Origin of the sequence: Streptococcus infantis, assembly GCF_018499575.1 — a bacterium.
In the GTDB taxonomy this organism is placed as follows: domain Bacteria; phylum Bacillota; class Bacilli; order Lactobacillales; family Streptococcaceae; genus Streptococcus; species Streptococcus infantis_K.
The window spans coordinates 269,514-284,387 of record NZ_JAHDAP010000001.1 but is presented as its reverse complement, the minus strand read 5'-3'; the positions used below and the strand labels follow the sequence as shown (position 1 = coordinate 284,387).

20 protein-coding genes are annotated in these 14,874 nt (G+C 40.6%); 3 read left to right on the top strand and 17 right to left on the bottom strand.

What is annotated here, in order from left to right; genetic code table 11:
- Positions 1 to 61: 61 nt before the first annotated feature.
- From KJR31_RS01370 to KJR31_RS01300, 15 genes are all read right to left on the bottom strand, one after another.
- On the bottom strand, positions 62 to 502 hold the full coding sequence (locus tag KJR31_RS01370) for an ASCH domain-containing protein (RefSeq protein WP_214261733.1): 441 nt from the start codon (positions 500 to 502) through the stop codon (positions 62 to 64).
- Positions 444 to 1,346: a putative PEP-binding protein gene (locus KJR31_RS01365; protein ID WP_214261732.1), complete on the bottom strand. Its 903-nt coding sequence runs from the start codon at positions 1,344 to 1,346 to the stop codon at positions 444 to 446. Before KJR31_RS01365 ends, KJR31_RS01370 begins: the two co-directional genes overlap by 59 nt.
- Entirely contained in the window at positions 1,324 to 1,824 is a 501-nt protein-coding gene (locus KJR31_RS01360; protein ID WP_214261731.1) for an NUDIX hydrolase, read from the bottom strand. Before KJR31_RS01360 ends, KJR31_RS01365 begins: the two co-directional genes overlap by 23 nt.
- A 145-nt stretch (positions 1,825 to 1,969) precedes the next feature.
- Positions 1,970 to 2,575 (bottom strand): DUF6707 family protein, encoded by a 606-nt coding sequence (locus tag KJR31_RS01355; RefSeq protein WP_214261730.1) that lies wholly within the window; start codon positions 2,573 to 2,575, stop codon positions 1,970 to 1,972.
- Between the two features lie 51 nt (positions 2,576 to 2,626).
- Complete coding sequence (locus tag KJR31_RS01350) at positions 2,627 to 2,998, bottom strand: Imm51 family immunity protein (RefSeq protein ID WP_214261729.1); 372 nt, start codon at positions 2,996 to 2,998, stop codon at positions 2,627 to 2,629.
- A 58-nt stretch (positions 2,999 to 3,056) separates the two neighbouring features.
- Positions 3,057 to 3,395 (bottom strand): DUF7716 domain-containing protein, encoded by a 339-nt coding sequence (locus tag KJR31_RS01345; protein ID WP_214261728.1) that lies wholly within the window; start codon positions 3,393 to 3,395, stop codon positions 3,057 to 3,059.
- A gap of 20 nt (positions 3,396 to 3,415) precedes the next feature.
- Positions 3,416 to 3,835, bottom strand: coding sequence for an SMI1/KNR4 family protein (locus KJR31_RS01340; protein ID WP_214261727.1), 420 nt, complete (start codon positions 3,833 to 3,835; stop codon positions 3,416 to 3,418).
- A gap of 19 nt (positions 3,836 to 3,854) precedes the next feature.
- On the bottom strand, positions 3,855 to 4,190 hold the full coding sequence (locus tag KJR31_RS01335; RefSeq protein ID WP_214261726.1) for a hypothetical protein: 336 nt from the start codon (positions 4,188 to 4,190) through the stop codon (positions 3,855 to 3,857).
- A 36-nt stretch (positions 4,191 to 4,226) separates the two neighbouring features.
- Entirely contained in the window at positions 4,227 to 4,925 is a 699-nt protein-coding gene (locus KJR31_RS01330) for a 3-oxoacyl-ACP reductase (protein ID WP_214261725.1), read from the bottom strand.
- Entirely contained in the window at positions 4,918 to 5,154 is a 237-nt protein-coding gene (locus KJR31_RS01325) for a DUF2829 domain-containing protein (protein ID WP_000141913.1), read from the bottom strand. Before KJR31_RS01325 ends, KJR31_RS01330 begins: the two co-directional genes overlap by 8 nt.
- Before the next feature lie 98 nt (positions 5,155 to 5,252).
- A complete protein-coding gene (locus KJR31_RS01320) occupies positions 5,253 to 6,179 on the bottom strand; it encodes an aldo/keto reductase (protein ID WP_214261724.1) in 927 nt (308 codons plus the stop codon).
- Between the two features lie 102 nt (positions 6,180 to 6,281).
- Positions 6,282 to 8,279: a methionine--tRNA ligase gene (gene metG, locus KJR31_RS01315; protein WP_214261723.1), complete on the bottom strand. Its 1,998-nt coding sequence runs from the start codon at positions 8,277 to 8,279 to the stop codon at positions 6,282 to 6,284.
- A gap of 136 nt (positions 8,280 to 8,415) precedes the next feature.
- A complete protein-coding gene (locus tag KJR31_RS01310; RefSeq protein WP_214261722.1) occupies positions 8,416 to 9,675 on the bottom strand; it encodes an ABC transporter permease in 1,260 nt (419 codons plus the stop codon).
- A gap of 1 nt (position 9,676) precedes the next feature.
- The gene (locus tag KJR31_RS01305; protein ID WP_049494612.1) at positions 9,677 to 10,378 is read right to left on the bottom strand and encodes an ABC transporter ATP-binding protein; all 702 of its coding nucleotides are present in this window, start codon (positions 10,376 to 10,378) and stop codon (positions 9,677 to 9,679) included.
- Positions 10,362 to 11,549 carry an efflux RND transporter periplasmic adaptor subunit gene (locus KJR31_RS01300; RefSeq protein WP_214261721.1) on the bottom strand — a complete coding sequence of 396 codons (1,188 nt, stop codon included), beginning with the start codon at positions 11,547 to 11,549 and terminating at the stop codon, positions 10,362 to 10,364. The genes KJR31_RS01305 and KJR31_RS01300 overlap by 17 nt, the downstream gene beginning before the upstream one ends.
- A 239-nt stretch (positions 11,550 to 11,788) precedes the next feature.
- On the opposite strand from KJR31_RS01300, the gene gor reads away from it, so the two are divergent.
- Positions 11,789 to 13,135, top strand: coding sequence for a glutathione-disulfide reductase (gene gor, locus KJR31_RS01295; protein WP_214261720.1), 1,347 nt, complete (start codon positions 11,789 to 11,791; stop codon positions 13,133 to 13,135).
- A gap of 140 nt (positions 13,136 to 13,275) precedes the next feature.
- A complete protein-coding gene (locus tag KJR31_RS01290) occupies positions 13,276 to 13,815 on the top strand; it encodes a biotin transporter BioY (RefSeq protein ID WP_214261719.1) in 540 nt (179 codons plus the stop codon).
- Positions 13,816 to 13,866: 51 nt separating this feature from the next.
- Here the strand turns inward: KJR31_RS01290 and KJR31_RS01285 are convergent, their stop codons facing one another.
- On the bottom strand, positions 13,867 to 14,082 hold the full coding sequence (locus tag KJR31_RS01285; RefSeq protein ID WP_004253080.1) for a YdbC family protein: 216 nt from the start codon (positions 14,080 to 14,082) through the stop codon (positions 13,867 to 13,869).
- Between the two features lie 92 nt (positions 14,083 to 14,174).
- Here KJR31_RS01285 and KJR31_RS01280 point away from each other — a divergent pair, with 92 nt between their 5' ends.
- The gene (locus tag KJR31_RS01280; protein ID WP_214261718.1) at positions 14,175 to 14,495 is read left to right on the top strand and encodes a hypothetical protein; all 321 of its coding nucleotides are present in this window, start codon (positions 14,175 to 14,177) and stop codon (positions 14,493 to 14,495) included.
- 29 nt (positions 14,496 to 14,524) lie between these two features.
- Here KJR31_RS01280 and KJR31_RS01275 read toward each other — a convergent pair whose 3' ends face one another.
- The gene (locus KJR31_RS01275) at positions 14,525 to 14,863 is read right to left on the bottom strand and encodes an ATP cone domain-containing protein (protein ID WP_004253071.1); all 339 of its coding nucleotides are present in this window, start codon (positions 14,861 to 14,863) and stop codon (positions 14,525 to 14,527) included.
- Positions 14,864 to 14,874: the final 11 nt, after the last annotated feature.

Here is a 14,874-nt window from a genome sequence, read left to right as displayed (position 1 = left end):
CATTTAAAGTCAGAAAAAAGCTTTGGACGGCGATTTCTAAAACTTTCTTCCTACTAGTAGTCTACAGAGGATAGACCTTATGAAATTCTTCTAAAACAACCTTGCTGTCAGGGGTAAAAGTCACCCCCGCTTCCTCCAGCCACTCCGTGAAAAACTCCTCATGAACCTGCCGCCAATAGGCCAGAGATTTGTCCCCTTCCCCTTCCTTATAGGCATGGTCTGCTGACACTTGCTGAAAAGGCTCAACAGAAACCTTGGTAATTTCAACAATGCAGACAGCCTGATCTTGACTGTCTAAAATGACATCGAAAGTCCCTTCTTGTGGCAGGGGTTCGTCCTCTACTTCGTAGAGGTCGTAAGCTGAGGCTGTTGCTATTTTTTCGCCTCTTAGAACCAAGTCAGCCAAGAGATCAGCTTCCACTCCAAAAGCCCAGGCGTCTATTTCATCTCCAATCAAGGGGTTGATTTGCTTGTAGGCATTCCACATTTCTTGAGGTGTCATGATTGCTCCTTTGTAATTTTTTACTTTCTTCTTTTATATGTTTAAGATGGTCTGGATGGTCAATTTCTATATCAAAAATCTCTGGAATAGAGCTGTAATGGAGAATACATTCGATACCCATCTGATTCATTTTTTGTATGAAAGAAGTATTCAGATAGCCTGCTACAGCAAAATCAATCTTGTTCTTCCTTGCTTTATCCTGCATCTGTCTCAACATATCTAACATAATTGGACTTTCCATATCATGCCATTGACTGTTCCTCACAGTCGCAAAAACAAAAGAAGTCAAATCATTCATTCCAACTATAATCTTTGAAATGCCCGTTTCCAGCATCCTGTCTAAGTTAAAATAAGCTGACGGTAATTCGATCATCGTACCGACTTTCCCAGTAAAACCATGCTGACGTAACACTGTAATAGCTCGTTTTAATTGTTCGGCATCATTGACAAAAGGAAAAATAACAGACAGATTGGAATTGTTTTGAAAAACTTCTGTAACAACATTTGTCTCAGCCTGAAATTCATCTGGACACGCCAACAAGCGCCTGATACCTCTGTATCCAAATAAGGGGTGGCGTTCGTCAAAATACTCTTTAGTCCCGTCTAGAATATTTGCTTCTGTATTCGTTAATTCAGAAAAACGATACCATACCTCTTCATCTGAGTACAAGGAGCAAATAGTGTCTAGATAATCTCTTACAAATTGCTGACAACTTGGTAACAGTATGTTTTGATTAAGCTCTCTTAGCAAGTATTCCCCACGAATCAAGCCGACGTGGTGCAATAAATGGGGATAAACTTTTTCAATAATTTTTTCTCCACTAAGAGCTAGTTGATTTCTCATCTTTTACCTTCCAATTTTTATAGCTTGTCATGTCTAAATCTGGAAATCCTCGTAACTCTGCCTTCACCTTTAATACTAAGGGAGAGACATTGTCTGCAGTAATTTCTTCCAAATTCAACCAAAGTGCATTTGCTGAATCATTGCTTCCATCAAGAAGCTCCTGAGGAAGGGATTTTTGAGAGCGTTCGAAATCAAGTACCACATCATAAAAGGCCATGATATGATGTACTGCGAAGTCTTTCCCTTCTTCTTGAACTAGCACATCATAAATTCTAGGGTTTGAATAATGTCTAAGCGTATAGCCTGTCTCTTCCAGAACTTCTCTCTGGAGAGTTTCTGTCAACCCCTCACCGATTTCCTGACTACCACCCGGTAGATCAAATCGATGCTGATAAGGTCCTCTCGTTTTCTCAATACAGAGAAGTTTCCCGTCTTGAAAACAGACTCCATATACACCAAAGTGTTTTTTGATTTCCATATTCCACTCTTTCTAATACTCAATGAAAATCAAAGAGCAAACTAGGAAGCTAGCCGCAGGCTGTACTTGAGTACGGCAAGGCGAAGCTGACATGGTTTGAATTTGATTTTCGAAGAGTATAAAAATCCAAGATTGCTAGCTCACCTTATCCCTTAAAAGGAAAGAGGCTATAGATTTCATGCTCCTTGATATACTTCTTTAGTATCTCCATATTCTCTTCGATTTTTGCTTGGATATCTGTCTCTTCACAAGTTGACTCAGCAATAAAGAGGTGAATCTTCAATAAATCTGTCAGGTACAGCAGGCGGCGTTCCATTTCTGATTCAGGGCTTGGAGCCTGCTCGATTTTTGCAAACTTTTGCTCCAGGCTATCACCATTCAAAAATCTCTGATGAACTCTCTTTCTTATTTTTTGAGTGGATTCCTCCCCTTGTTCTAATGGAGATAAAAGAATTTTTTTATAGACGAATACCTGATTTTCTTTTTCTCTTTCCAGATAAGCCAATAAAACCAGAGAGCTATCAACAAAGGTCCAGGTGTTATAATTCCCTTCAAACGGAACTTGTATGATACGATCTAATAATTTCTTAGCCATTTCTTCTTGATCATCCAGATAAAGTAAATAGGCCAGATGATTCAGTGATTCGAGATAACTAACTTGGGTCTTCTTATTCTTTTTTAAAATTTTATCTAAATAGAAATGTAGGTCTGGATGATTTTCCACTAGCTCAACTACTTCTGATAGCTTCATCTGAAATCCTTTCTATTCTTTTTTAAAATAATTTAAAGAGATTTTAGTCAACTAATCCAACTCTGCTCTACTGAATAAGTCTTTCATAGATTCGATATCATCACAAAACTCTTTCAATCCAAGAGCAAATCTAGCTAAGGCGTCTACATTGGAAGAATAGGCACAAAACATACTTCCTTCCGGATCAAAGTCGATAGCATCGCTTAATTCAGGCATTTTTTCCTCCAAAAATACCAAAGCTAGGGATGCCCAATCATAACCATTTCCTTCAAATCCTTCCTCTTCACGAGTGTCAAACACTTCCTGTCTGTATTCTCCATCAGGGTAATAAATGAGCGACCCGCGAACATTTTGAGGATCCTCATCATATACAAGCAAGTTAAAAGGGGCAATTTTTTCATTTATGTTTTCGTAATCTATCATTTCTTAACTCCTTTTTCATTCTTTTGTCAATGGAACTGCAACATTCTAGTTTTTGTTACTAGGGTTCAAAGGGCATAAAGCTATCATGCTGCTGATAATAATTCAAAGCCTCGACCAAGTCTTGGAGACTTGCATCTGGCTTTTCCTCAAGTGCGACTGCAAGGACATCAATCAACTGCTCTCCATAGTAGACTAGCTGGAGATCTTGCTCCGCTACATCCGTCGGATAGACATCACGGTCTTCCACTACATCCGGATAATCTGCTACCCAATAGAGCTTTTCCAGTGCCAGTTCTCCATCTTCCTTGCCATAGAGGCAAAAATCATCTGATGCCAACTCGTCCACGCGCATCTGCTCGATTATCTGCTCTAGTGAAAGTTCTTGGTGTTTTCGCATCCCGTCTCCTTTTCTCTGTCTCACTCTTCAACAAAAGAGTTCAAAAATTCATCAAAAGAAGCCCATTGACCATAGATCTCAGCTGTTTCTTCTAAAACATAGAAATACACCTTGCCATAATCCTCTGCCCTTATAGAAAGAGCATAGTTACCCGATCCAGGATCATAGGCGAAATGGAGAAGGTCTGTAGCCCTAAATCCTGCAGGCACAGCCTCATCGTCAAACCAGGTAAAAGACTTCCTCATCTCCTCAAGTGAATCAAAGGAATTGAAAGGAAAGAGGTGATGTTCATCGTGGACACCACTTACTTGGGGCTGACCACCATTGTGCTTGAGATAAAAGTCCAACATAGTTTTTGGCAATTTCTTCCCAAGAATCTCCTCAAATTGCAAAAGGTCTTCTTTTGAAATCGGTGAATCTGCTTCTAGCACTCTAAACATGATTTCTCCCTCCCTTTCTTTACAATCCTACCTCTAAAATCTTGTCAATAAAGTCATAGACGTTTGTAGCAACTTTTTGCATTTCTAAGGAACCTAAAGCCCCCAAGTCATTTTCATAAATGCAATCATCAGCATTTTTCTTGATAAAGTAGGCCAAATCTCCTTCCTGTCCAATCATAAAGTAATCTGGCTCTTCTTCCTCAATCTGATAAGTCTCATTACGCTCCTGTAGATCCTCCTTAGCATACAAACAGATACCTGAATCACCAATTTCATAAGGATCAATCTCTTTCCACTCCGTTAAAAACTGATAGTAGAGATTGGGCAAGACAAATCCAAACTCATCTCTATTCATAGCTTACCTCCACATATTCACTGAGTATCAACTATATTACTTCAAAGACCAACCACCATCAATAGTCAAGATTTGTCCCTGCATGGCGATTGCCTTTCCGCTTGCTAAAAAGAGGCTAACTTCTGCTATTTCCTCTGGCTCAATCCAGCGTTTGATGGGTGTTTCACTGGCTACCCAGTCAGCTAGTCCACCTGGCTCAAAGTCAGCTGCTGTCATACAAGTCTTAACAGCACCCGGTGCGATGCCAAAGACTTGAATCCCAGCTTCAGCATAGTCTAGAGCTAACTGCTTGGTAAATCCTGCTAAGGCATGTTTAGAAGAGGTATAGGCGTGACCACCTCCACCTGCTAGACTTGAAGCAATGGAACACATATTGATAATGATTCCTTTTTTATTCTCCAGCATTTGCGTAAGATAATGTCGCGTCAGCTCTACTGGTGTCACATAGTTGATTTCAAAAATCTCTTGGATTTCCTGGGCGGATTGTTCCAGTAAAGGTTTATAGTCATCCAAAACCCCAGCTGTATTACACAGAACATCCACCTGAGGACACCAGTCAAAAACGGGTTCCAAGTCAAGCGTTAAATCACGTTGTAAAAAGTGGAAATCACCGCCTAAAACTGGATTTTCTCCTTGATCTATACCATAAACCTGATAACCTTTTTCTAAAAAGAGTCGAGCTTGAGCCAGACCAATCCCTGAGCTAACTCCTGTAATCAGTACACGTTTAGTCATGGACTTCCACCCAGTCTGTCGCTAAGACATCACAAGGAGTTGGACTCCACATAGAAAAACCTTCTCCTTCACCAGATACGTTGATGAGGAAATAGGGTGTCACTTCAAGTGCGACGCCATTTTGCTCAATGGTATCAAAAAGCTGCACATAGTTTTCAGCCCCACCCCATCCAGTACGTACGTATTTCTTCTTAGCCTTTAGTCCAGGTAAAATTTCTTCAAATGTCATGTTTTTCTCCTTTGTTATCTATAAATCTTAATTTCATTATAACAAAAAACCGTTTTTCAACGGCTTTTTGACTGTGATTTCTTAAAATGCATTTTTTCCTATGGCAAATCATTCCCTGCTGCTAGGTAAATCTCATACCATTCTTTTCGAGTTAGGTTGACATTACTTGCTTTGCTTGCTTCTATCAAATGTTTAGGATTGGTTGTGCCAACAATGGCCTGCATCTTGGCTGGGTAGCGTAAGACCCAAGCGATAGCAATAGCTGATGGGCTTACACCGTATTTTAACGCTAATCGATTTAGTACTTGGTTTAGTTGTTGGAACTTCTCATTGCCGACAAAATTCCCTTTGAAATATCCGAACTGCAAGACTGACCAAGCCTGAATGACCATGTCGTTTAGTTTGCAGTATTCAAAGACGCTACCATCACGCACAGCTGCCTTGTCACCTTCCATATTGACATGGAAACCAGCGTCAAAACCAGGCGTGAATGCTGCGCTTAGTTGTAACTGATTGATCGTTAATGGCTGTTTGACTTCTTTCTTCAGCAACTCTATCATCATAGGATTTTGATTGGACACACCAAAGTCTCGAACCTTACCAGAATTGTGCAGGATTTCAAAGGCTTGAGCCACTTGGTCAGCTTCCATCAAGGCATCTGGACGATGGAGAAGCAAGCTATCTAGGTAATCAACCTGCAATCGTTGTAGAATCCCGTCAACTGATTCTAAAATATAATCTTTTGAAAAATCAAAATAGGTAAATTCTTCAATGCGAATGCCACATTTAGACTGAATCCACATTTTTTCTCGTAGGTCAGGACGATTGTCTAACACTTGACCCAGTAATTCTTCGCAACGACCTCCACCGTAGATATCTGCCAAGTCAAAGGCATTGATTCCTACAGATAGGGCTGTTTCAACCAGCTCCTCAACCTCCTTGACCGACTTGTCACTGATTCGCATCATGCCTAGGACGATTTCGGACAATTCTCTTTTCTCTCGACCAAATGAGATGTATTTCATAGCTTCTTCCTCCGTTTTTCTTCATTATAATGCAGAATGCCTCTTTTATCAACTATCGTCATACAAAAGAAAAGAACCAGCTCAAGCTGGTCCTTTTAAAACTTAGCCAATCACACTTCCGTTTGGTACAGCTGGATCAACTGTGAGAAGGGTTAATTTTCCTTCATGTTCAGCTGAGAGGATCATCCCTTGGCTAACATATTTTTTCATCATTTTACGTGGTTTGAGGTTGGCAACGATTTGTACTTTCTTGCCGACCAATTCTTGTTCGTTTGGATAGTACTTAGCAATTCCTGAGAGGATTTGACGGTCTTCACCATCTCCAGCATCTAGGCGGAATTGAAGCAATTTATCAGAACCTTCCACTTTAGTAACTTCTTTGACTTCAGCAACACGAATTTCAACCTTATCGAAGTCTTCAAACTTGATTTCATCCTTGTTTAGTTTAAGTTCAACTTCATCTGGATTCCATTCTTTTTCGACTGCTGGTTTGTTGCCTTCCATTTGTTCCTTGATATAGGCGATTTCTTCTTCCATATCAAGTCGTGGGAAGATAGGTGTTCCTTTTGCAACTACAGTGACATTTGCAGGGAAATCAGCTAAACTTAAGTTTTCAAGACTAGAAACTTCTGCTAGACCAAGTTGAGTCAAAACTGCACGACTAGTTTCCATCATAAATGGCTCAATCAAGTGCGCTACGACACGAAGGCTGGCTGCCAAATGGCTCATAACACTTGCCAATTGGTCACGAAGGGCTTCATCCTTAGCCAAGACCCATGGGGCTGTCTCATCGATGTATTTGTTAGTACGTGAGATAAGTGTCCAGACTGCTTCAAGTACACGTGGATAGTCAACTGCTTCCATGTAGGTGTGGTAGTCAGCGATTGATTGTTCTGCTACTTGAGCAAGAGCATTGTCAAACTCAGTTACACCTTCTACATAAGCAGGGATTTGACCATCAAAGTACTTGTTAATCATGGAAACCGTACGGTTGAGGAGGTTTCCGAGGTCATTTGCCAATTCATAGTTGATACGTCCTACATAGTCTTCTGGAGTGAAGGTTCCGTCTGAACCGACTGGAAGGCTACGCATGAGGTAGTAACGAAGTGGATCTAGTCCATAACGTTCTACTAACATTTCAGGGTAAACAACATTCCCTTTAGACTTAGACATCTTGCCGTCTTTCATGACAAACCAACCATGGGCAATCAAGCGATCAGGCAATTTCATATCCAACATCATGAGAAGGATTGGCCAGTAGATTGAGTGGAAACGAAGGATGTCTTTTCCGACCATATGGAAGACTGTTCCATTCCAGAATTTATCATAGTTAGCGTGATCCTCTTGACCATAACCAAGAGCTGTCGCATAGTTGAGAAGAGCATCAATCCAAACGTAGACAACGTGTTTCGGATTTGATGGGACTGGTACACCCCAAGTAAAGGTTGTACGAGAAACCGCCAAGTCTTCCAAACCTGGCTCGATAAAGTTTTTCAACATTTCATTGAGACGTCCATCAGGAGTGATGAAATCAGGATGTGATTTGAAAAATTCGACCAAACGGTCTTGGTATTTGCTGAGACGAAGGAAATAAGACTCTTCTGATACCCACTCCACTTCGTGTCCTGATGGAGCGATACCGCCGGTTACATTTCCAGCTTCATCACGGAAAACTTCTGCAAGCTGGCTTTCTGTAAAGAATTCCTCATCTGAAACTGAATACCAACCAGAATATTCACCTAGGTAGATGTCATCTTGAGCAAGCAAACGTTCAAAGACTTGAGCTACTACTTTTTCATGGTAGTCGTCTGTTGTACGGATAAATTTATCGTATGAGATATCCAATAATTTCCAGAGTTCTTTAACTCCAACTGCCATACCGTCAACATAGGCTTGAGGTGTGATCCCAGCTTCTTCAGCTTTCTGTTGGATCTTTTGACCATGTTCATCAAGACCTGTCAGATAAAAGACATCGTAGCCCATCAGACGTTTGTAGCGAGCTAGGACATCACAAGCGATGGTTGTGTAGGCAGAACCGATATGAAGTTTACCAGATGGATAGTAAATCGGTGTTGTAATATAAAAATTCTTTTCAGACATAATATTTCCTTTCCAGGCTAATGAAACCTGTTTTTCTAACACTTCATTATACCACATTTTTAGTGATTTTCGATAGAGAAATCCATACAAAAAACAAGATAGACAAGCGTCCATCTCGTTTTTCCTGTTGATTGTCTTATTCATAGCGAAGTGCTTCGATCGGATCCAGCTTAGAGGCTTTATTGGCTGGTAGAACACCGAAGATCATACCGATACTAGCTGAGACCGCTAGACTAAAGAGGGCGATTGGAATGGATACGCCAACTTCGATTCCTGCAATCATGTTTTGAAGTAGAATACCTGCAAGCATAGTCACCCCTGCAGCGAGCAGAAGACCGATGAAGCCACCTAACATGGTTAAAATCATAGATTCAATCAAGAACTGAACTAGAATATTCCCACGTGTTGCTCCTAGCGCTTTACGTAGACCAATCTCACGGGTACGCTCTGTCACTGAGACGAGCATAATGTTCATAACACCAGTACCACCGACAAAAAGGGAAATCCCCGCAATAGCACTAATAATCGTTGTTATGAAGCCAAAGAGTTGTTGAACTTCGTTGAAGGCTTCCGTTGCATCGGCAACCTGATACTCCCCTTGTTGGAGGCCTGCAATCTCTGTCATTTTTCTAGCCAGCTCTGGTCCTAAAGTCTGGGTCAAGCTAGTATCATTGACACGAAAGACAATATTTGAAATCTCATCTGTGTTAAAATTGACCGCTAGAGATGTATTAGTCGTAATCGGGAGCCCTCCAACGCCAAAGGTTTTTGCAGCCTTAGCTTCTTTACTTGCATAAACACCAATAACACGGTAACTGATTTCATTTACTTCAACAATCTGGTTGAGGGCATCTTTTGCTGAACCAAAAAGGCTATTGGCTAGTTCTTCATCTAGGATAATCACACTTGCGAAATCCTTATAATCTTGCGCTCTAAGTCCACGACCTGCAATAATTTCATTTTCGACCGCATCCATATAAGTGACATTCCCACCGGTCATGTTAGCGTGTTCGACCTTTTTATCCTTATATGTCAAGGTCACATTGGCTGAGTTGGTCACATAGTAGCTATCCACTCCCTTGAGCTTAGCAGCTTCCTTGACCCAAGCTTCTTGAGGTTTTGGTGGTTCAACAATATCTTCTTCTTGTCCGCCAGACAAGGTCAGGGCAGATTGTTTTTGGGTGAAGGAACCATCTGTACTCTTGGTAGGTGAGAAAAAGACATGAATATTTTTCTGGGATTTGGTCAAATTTTTATTGACCTGACGAGACATGGAATCTCCCAAGGCCATGATAACGACAACTGAGGAAACACCGATGATGATACCAATCATGGTCAGGAAGGACCGCATCTTGTGAGCCATGATAGATGAAAAGGCAAATTTCAGATTCTGCATCTTAGTTTTCCTCCTTTTCTACGATACCACTATCAGACGAAATGACACCATCTCGGATGACGATTTGACGTTTCGCATAGGCAGCAATTTCAGGCTCATGCGTAACCATAATGATGGTTTTTCCTTCTTTGTTTAATTCAACCAAGAGTTGCATGATTTGATTTCCAGTTTTAGTATCAAGAGCTCCAGTTGGTTCATCTGCCAAAATAATCGAAGGATTGTTAACGAGAGCACGCGCTATGGCTACTCTCTGCTTCTGACCACCCGATAATTCTGATGGTAAGTGATGGCTACGCTCGGTCAGTTCAACCTTTTCCAGATATTCTTCTGCTAGTTTGCGACGTTTAGAAGCTGAAACTCCTGCATAAATCAAGGGAAGTTCTACATTTTGTAGAGCATTCATTTTGGACAAGAGAAAGAATTGTTGAAAGACAAAGCCGATTTCTTGATTTCGAACTTTGGCTAATTGTTTTTCACCTAAACCAGCTACTTCTTTTCCATCTAGAAAATACTGACCACTTGTAGGTGTATCTAACATACCGATGGTATTCATGAGGGTGGACTTACCAGAACCTGATGGTCCCATGATAGCCACGAATTCTCCCTCATGAACTTCTAGGTTAATGTCTTTAAGGACTTGAAGTTCTTGATCACCATTTCGATAACTACGGCAGATATTTTTGAGGCTAATTAGTTGCTTCATCAGTCTTCACCTCTTTTCCTTCTTGCAAGGAAGCTGTCGGATTACTGATGACTTTTGCTCCATCTGTCAGACCAGATGTGATTTCTTGGTTTTCTGCATCTGCATTGCCCAATCCAACTTCAACTTTTTTGGCCTTTTGATTTTCGTCAAGGATCCAAACATAGTTTTTATCTTCTTCCATGACGATACTGGTAATCGGAACAAGTAATGCCTTACTAGTACTTTTCACTTCGACACTAACTGTAAAGCCCTGTTTCAAATCACCAATTTCGCTAGTTACATCTACTGTATATGGGTATTTAGAACCTGTGTTTGAACCAGCTAAGCTACTACTTGCTTCACTGTTATTTTTTGGATAATTTGAAATATAGCTAATCTTACCATTCCAAGTTTTATCTGGGTAAACCTTGGAAGTGAAAGTGACTTCTTGGCCTACAGATAGATTGGCAAGGTTGTACTCAGAAAGCTCTCCCTTGACCTGCAAGTTATCGTTACTTACGATATGAACCAAAACTTGACTATTTCCTGTTGGAGATTTTGAAACGTTACGATTCACTTCAACAACTGTTCCCTCCACCGTACTCAATACTGTAGCAGCATTCAACTGGGCTTGAGCTTTTTCAAGTTGTGCCACTGCATCTGCACGAACATCACGCGCGTCACTGATTTGTGAATCGATAGAAGCTGTAGCTGATGTAGAAGATTGTGCTTGGGTTTGGTCCGTAGCACCTTCAATACCTGCTTGAGGGAGCACAGGTGTTGCTGCGGCGGTATTTCGAGCCTCATTCAATTCATTGATATGACGGTCAGCTTTCGCAACTGCACGACTGGCAGCATCATAGGCAGCCTGAGCTTCAGTACTACTATACTTAACAAGAGCTTGGCCTTCACTTACCTTATCTCCGACAGAGACCGAAACCTCATCCAAGTCACCTTTACTAGCATCATAATAAACATATTGTTCATTTTGAGCTGTTACGGTACCAGATAAGAGAACCGATGAAGCCACTGACCCCTCTTTGGCAAGAACGATTTTTGCAGTTTCATCTTGTGTTGCGGCTTGATTTGGTTGTCTCAATAGAAGGACAGCAGCTGCTCCTACTACAAGAACTGACGTAACTCCTATAGCTGTGAATAAGGGCCATTTCTTAGCTTTTGACTTCTTTTTCATATCCATACCTCTTTTATAAACATATATTAAGATTATAGCACAAGTCCTAAAAATGGACAATTGCTTTCTGACTATCCAAAAACAATCGCCAAATCTTTTATTGTTGTGTTAGTTATATAATACAACTTCTTTTTTATTTTTGCAAGCATTTTCTTAAGAAATTTAAACGTAGCAGATTTTTGCATTGACTTTCAAAAAAAGATAGAATATGACTAGAAAACAAGTAAAGGAGCTTTCTTATGAGAGAATATGACATTATCGCCATCGGTGGAGGCAGCGGGGGTATTGCTACCATGAACCGTGCTGGTGAACATGGTGCTAAGGTGGCAGTTATTGAGGAAAAGAAATTAGGTGGAACTTGTGTCAACCTCGGCTGTGTCCCTAAAAAAATCATGTGGTATGGAGCCCAAATTGCAGAGAGTATCCACAAATATGGACCTGACTATGGTTTCACAAGCACTGACAACGAATTTAATTTTGCAAGACTTCGTCAGAATCGTGAAGCCTATATTGATCGTGCTCGCTCGTCTTACGATGGAAGCTTCAAGCGTAACGGGGTTGATTTGATTGAAGGACGTGCCGAGTTTGTCGATGCTCATACTGTCAGCGTTAATGGTGAATTGATCCACGCTAAGCATATTGTGATTGCGACTGGAGCTCATCCTCATATCCCTGCTATTCCTGGTGCTGAACTAGGTGGTAGCTCAGATGATGTCTTCGCCTGGGAAGAGTTGCCTGAATCAGTAGCTATTCTAGGTGCTGGTTACATTGCTGTAGAATTGGCTGGTGTACTCCATACACTTGGTGTTCAGACAGATTTATTTGTCCGTCGTGATCGTCCGCTACGTGGATTTGATAGCTATATCGTTGAGAGTCTGGTTCAGGAAATGGCAAATACTGGATTAAACTTACACACCCATAAGATTCCAGCTAAACTTGAAGAAACTGAAGAAGGCATTACCATTCATTTTGAAGACGGTAGCACTCATACTGCTAGCCAAGTTATCTGGGCAACTGGTCGCCGTCCAAATGTTGAAGGGCTTCAGCTTGAAAAAGCAGGTGTTACACTTAATGAACGTGGTTTCATTCAAGTTGATGAATACCAGAACACAGTCGTTGAAGGTATCTATGCTCTTGGAGATGTTACAGGCGAAAAAGAACTAACACCTGTCGCTATCAAAGCTGGTCGTACTCTCTCAGAAAGACTATTCAATGGCAAAACCAATGCTAAAATGGATTATACAACCATTCCAACTGTTGTCTTTTCACATCCAGCTATCGGAACTGTCGGTCTGACTGAGGAAGAAGCTATCAAAGAGTATGGACAAGAAAACATCAAAGTCTATACTTCAAAATTTGCTTCTATGTATTCTGCTGTTACTAGTCACCGCCAAGAAGCTCGCTTCAAGCTCGTTACAGCTGGTGCAGACGAAAAGGTAGTTGGACTTCATGGTATCGGCTATGGAGTTGACGAAATGATTCAAGGTTTTGCAGTTGCTATCAAGATGGGAGCTACAAAAGCTGACTTTGATGCTACTGTCGCTATCCATCCAACAGGTTCTGAAGAATTTGTAACTATGCGTTAAAATAAAAAGAGACCTCTGGGTCTCTTTTTTTGTTCTAAATCGGCCGTTACAGATTTGTAACCTTTTATTTTAAAACAGGTTGACATTTGATTCTCTTCTAGTATAATAGTTACTATAATTTATATAAGAGGTTAACTATTTTGAAAAAAGCACATATTTACGCTATCCCAGCTATCGGGGCTGCTCTTATTGCGGTATTGGCACAAATTAGTATACCTATTGGGCCGGTTCCATTTACTCTGCAAAACTTTGCGATTGGACTCATTGCTACTGTTTTTAGACCAAGGGAAGCCGTTCTTTCTGTTGGTCTCTATCTCTTGCTGGGTGCTATCGGTATTCCGGTTTTTGCTAGTGGAGGAGCTGGTTTTCATGTTTTGGTAGGGCCAAGCGCTGGTTATCTTTGGTTCGATCTTGTCTATGCAGGGCTTGCTTCCTATCTCATTCACACCAATAGTGGTGTCCTACGTATTTTCTTTGCAAATCTCTTGGGAGATTCACTTGTTTTTGTCGGTGGTATTCTCAGTCTCCACTTCTTAGCTGGAATGCCTTTTGATAAAGCACTGGCTGTCGGTGTTATTCCCTTTATCATACCTGATCTTGCCAAAATTGTAGCCATTAGCTTCATCAGCCGACCACTACTCCAACGTCTTCGTACACAAGCTTATTTTTCAAGCAAATAAAAGAGGCCGGGATTTCCCCTAGCCTCTTTTTAATGAATCTTAGATGAAAGTTTATTGATTCTTAAAAGCATCCACCATGATTTGAAATTCTTCATTTGAGAGGGTAATTCCTTTCCCCATCTTGGTGTGGTCAGGACTCCAGCTACGAATGTCAAACTTCGCCGGTGCACCATTAAAGCTGACACGATTGATTTCTTTGGTCCATCCTTTTTCATTTTCAGATAAAGTAAGCAAGTGTTCTTCAATTTCAAATGTAAATTCTGCCATGTTTTTCTCCTTTTTGTTCTCAATTGATTATTCGAAAAATCTTGTAGATTTCATAAAATTTTTATATAATGATTAAAAGAAGGGAGGCCGGAATGAAAGATTTATTAAAACAGGTTTTTCAAAAAGTCCATGATTTTGTCAATGGACATGAAGATTCCATTCCTGAAAAAAGCGATCCCCTAATTGCTAAACTTGAAGAAGCCTTAGCTAAAAAAACAGCTGTACACATCATTTTTGCTGAGTCAAGTTTTACAGGCGATATTATTAAGTATGATACTGACCGCCAACAAATTATTGTTAAAAACTTCGCCAAAAACGTCAGCCGTATTATTCGAGTGTCGGATATTCGAAGAGTAACTTTTGTTCCTTCTACTATCCAAACGGCTCAAAAAAGAAGATTTAAGAAAGAGTGAGATGCTTCTATCATCTCACTCTTTTTATCTTAGCGAATTTGTTCAAAATGAAGGTGAACAGCGATGTGATCGCCGTAACCACTTCTCTCCAAATCACGTTGCAAACGATAAGAGATATAGTGTTCTGCGATTGTAATGTAGCCAGCACCAAGTAAGCGGTGCTCAACCATTGATTGAATCATACTGATGGTGGCACGTTCTACTTTTGCTTCTTCCAAATCCAAAACAACCTTTTTAGTGACTTGAGCTAGATTTTGGCGCAAATCGTCAGTCAATACATAGACTGTTTGAGCCGCCTTAAGGATAGCTTGGTAGATTTTATCTGGATCAAAATCAGCGACTTGTCCATCACGTTTAATTACTTGCATAGTTTTCTCCT

Excerpts from the sequence above, each read along its gene's own strand:
- KJR31_RS01370 (WP_214261733.1), bottom strand. The coding sequence starts at position 502 with ATGACACCTCAAGAAATGTGGAATGCCTACAAGCAAATCAACCCCTTG.
- KJR31_RS01365 (WP_214261732.1), bottom strand. The coding sequence starts at position 1,346 with ATGAGAAATCAACTAGCTCTTAGTGGAGAAAAAATTATTGAAAAAGTT.
- KJR31_RS01360 (WP_214261731.1), bottom strand. The coding sequence starts at position 1,824 with ATGGAAATCAAAAAACACTTTGGTGTATATGGAGTCTGTTTTCAAGAC.
- KJR31_RS01355 (WP_214261730.1), bottom strand. The coding sequence starts at position 2,575 with ATGAAGCTATCAGAAGTAGTTGAGCTAGTGGAAAATCATCCAGACCTA.
- KJR31_RS01350 (WP_214261729.1), bottom strand. The coding sequence starts at position 2,998 with ATGATAGATTACGAAAACATAAATGAAAAAATTGCCCCTTTTAACTTG.
- KJR31_RS01345 (WP_214261728.1), bottom strand. The coding sequence starts at position 3,395 with ATGCGAAAACACCAAGAACTTTCACTAGAGCAGATAATCGAGCAGATG.
- KJR31_RS01340 (WP_214261727.1), bottom strand. The coding sequence starts at position 3,835 with ATGTTTAGAGTGCTAGAAGCAGATTCACCGATTTCAAAAGAAGACCTT.
- KJR31_RS01335 (WP_214261726.1), bottom strand. The coding sequence starts at position 4,190 with ATGAATAGAGATGAGTTTGGATTTGTCTTGCCCAATCTCTACTATCAG.
- KJR31_RS01330 (WP_214261725.1), bottom strand. The coding sequence starts at position 4,925 with ATGACTAAACGTGTACTGATTACAGGAGTTAGCTCAGGGATTGGTCTG.
- KJR31_RS01325 (WP_000141913.1), bottom strand. The coding sequence starts at position 5,154 with ATGACATTTGAAGAAATTTTACCTGGACTAAAGGCTAAGAAGAAATAC.
- KJR31_RS01320 (WP_214261724.1), bottom strand. The coding sequence starts at position 6,179 with ATGAAATACATCTCATTTGGTCGAGAGAAAAGAGAATTGTCCGAAATC.
- metG (WP_214261723.1), bottom strand. The coding sequence starts at position 8,279 with ATGTCTGAAAAGAATTTTTATATTACAACACCGATTTACTATCCATCT.
- KJR31_RS01310 (WP_214261722.1), bottom strand. The coding sequence starts at position 9,675 with ATGCAGAATCTGAAATTTGCCTTTTCATCTATCATGGCTCACAAGATG.
- KJR31_RS01305 (WP_049494612.1), bottom strand. The coding sequence starts at position 10,378 with ATGAAGCAACTAATTAGCCTCAAAAATATCTGCCGTAGTTATCGAAAT.
- KJR31_RS01300 (WP_214261721.1), bottom strand. The coding sequence starts at position 11,549 with ATGAAAAAGAAGTCAAAAGCTAAGAAATGGCCCTTATTCACAGCTATA.
- gor (WP_214261720.1), top strand. The coding sequence starts at position 11,789 with ATGAGAGAATATGACATTATCGCCATCGGTGGAGGCAGCGGGGGTATT.
- KJR31_RS01285 (WP_004253080.1), bottom strand. The coding sequence starts at position 14,082 with ATGGCAGAATTTACATTTGAAATTGAAGAACACTTGCTTACTTTATCT.
- KJR31_RS01280 (WP_214261718.1), top strand. The coding sequence starts at position 14,175 with ATGAAAGATTTATTAAAACAGGTTTTTCAAAAAGTCCATGATTTTGTC.
- KJR31_RS01275 (WP_004253071.1), bottom strand. The coding sequence starts at position 14,863 with ATGCAAGTAATTAAACGTGATGGACAAGTCGCTGATTTTGATCCAGAT.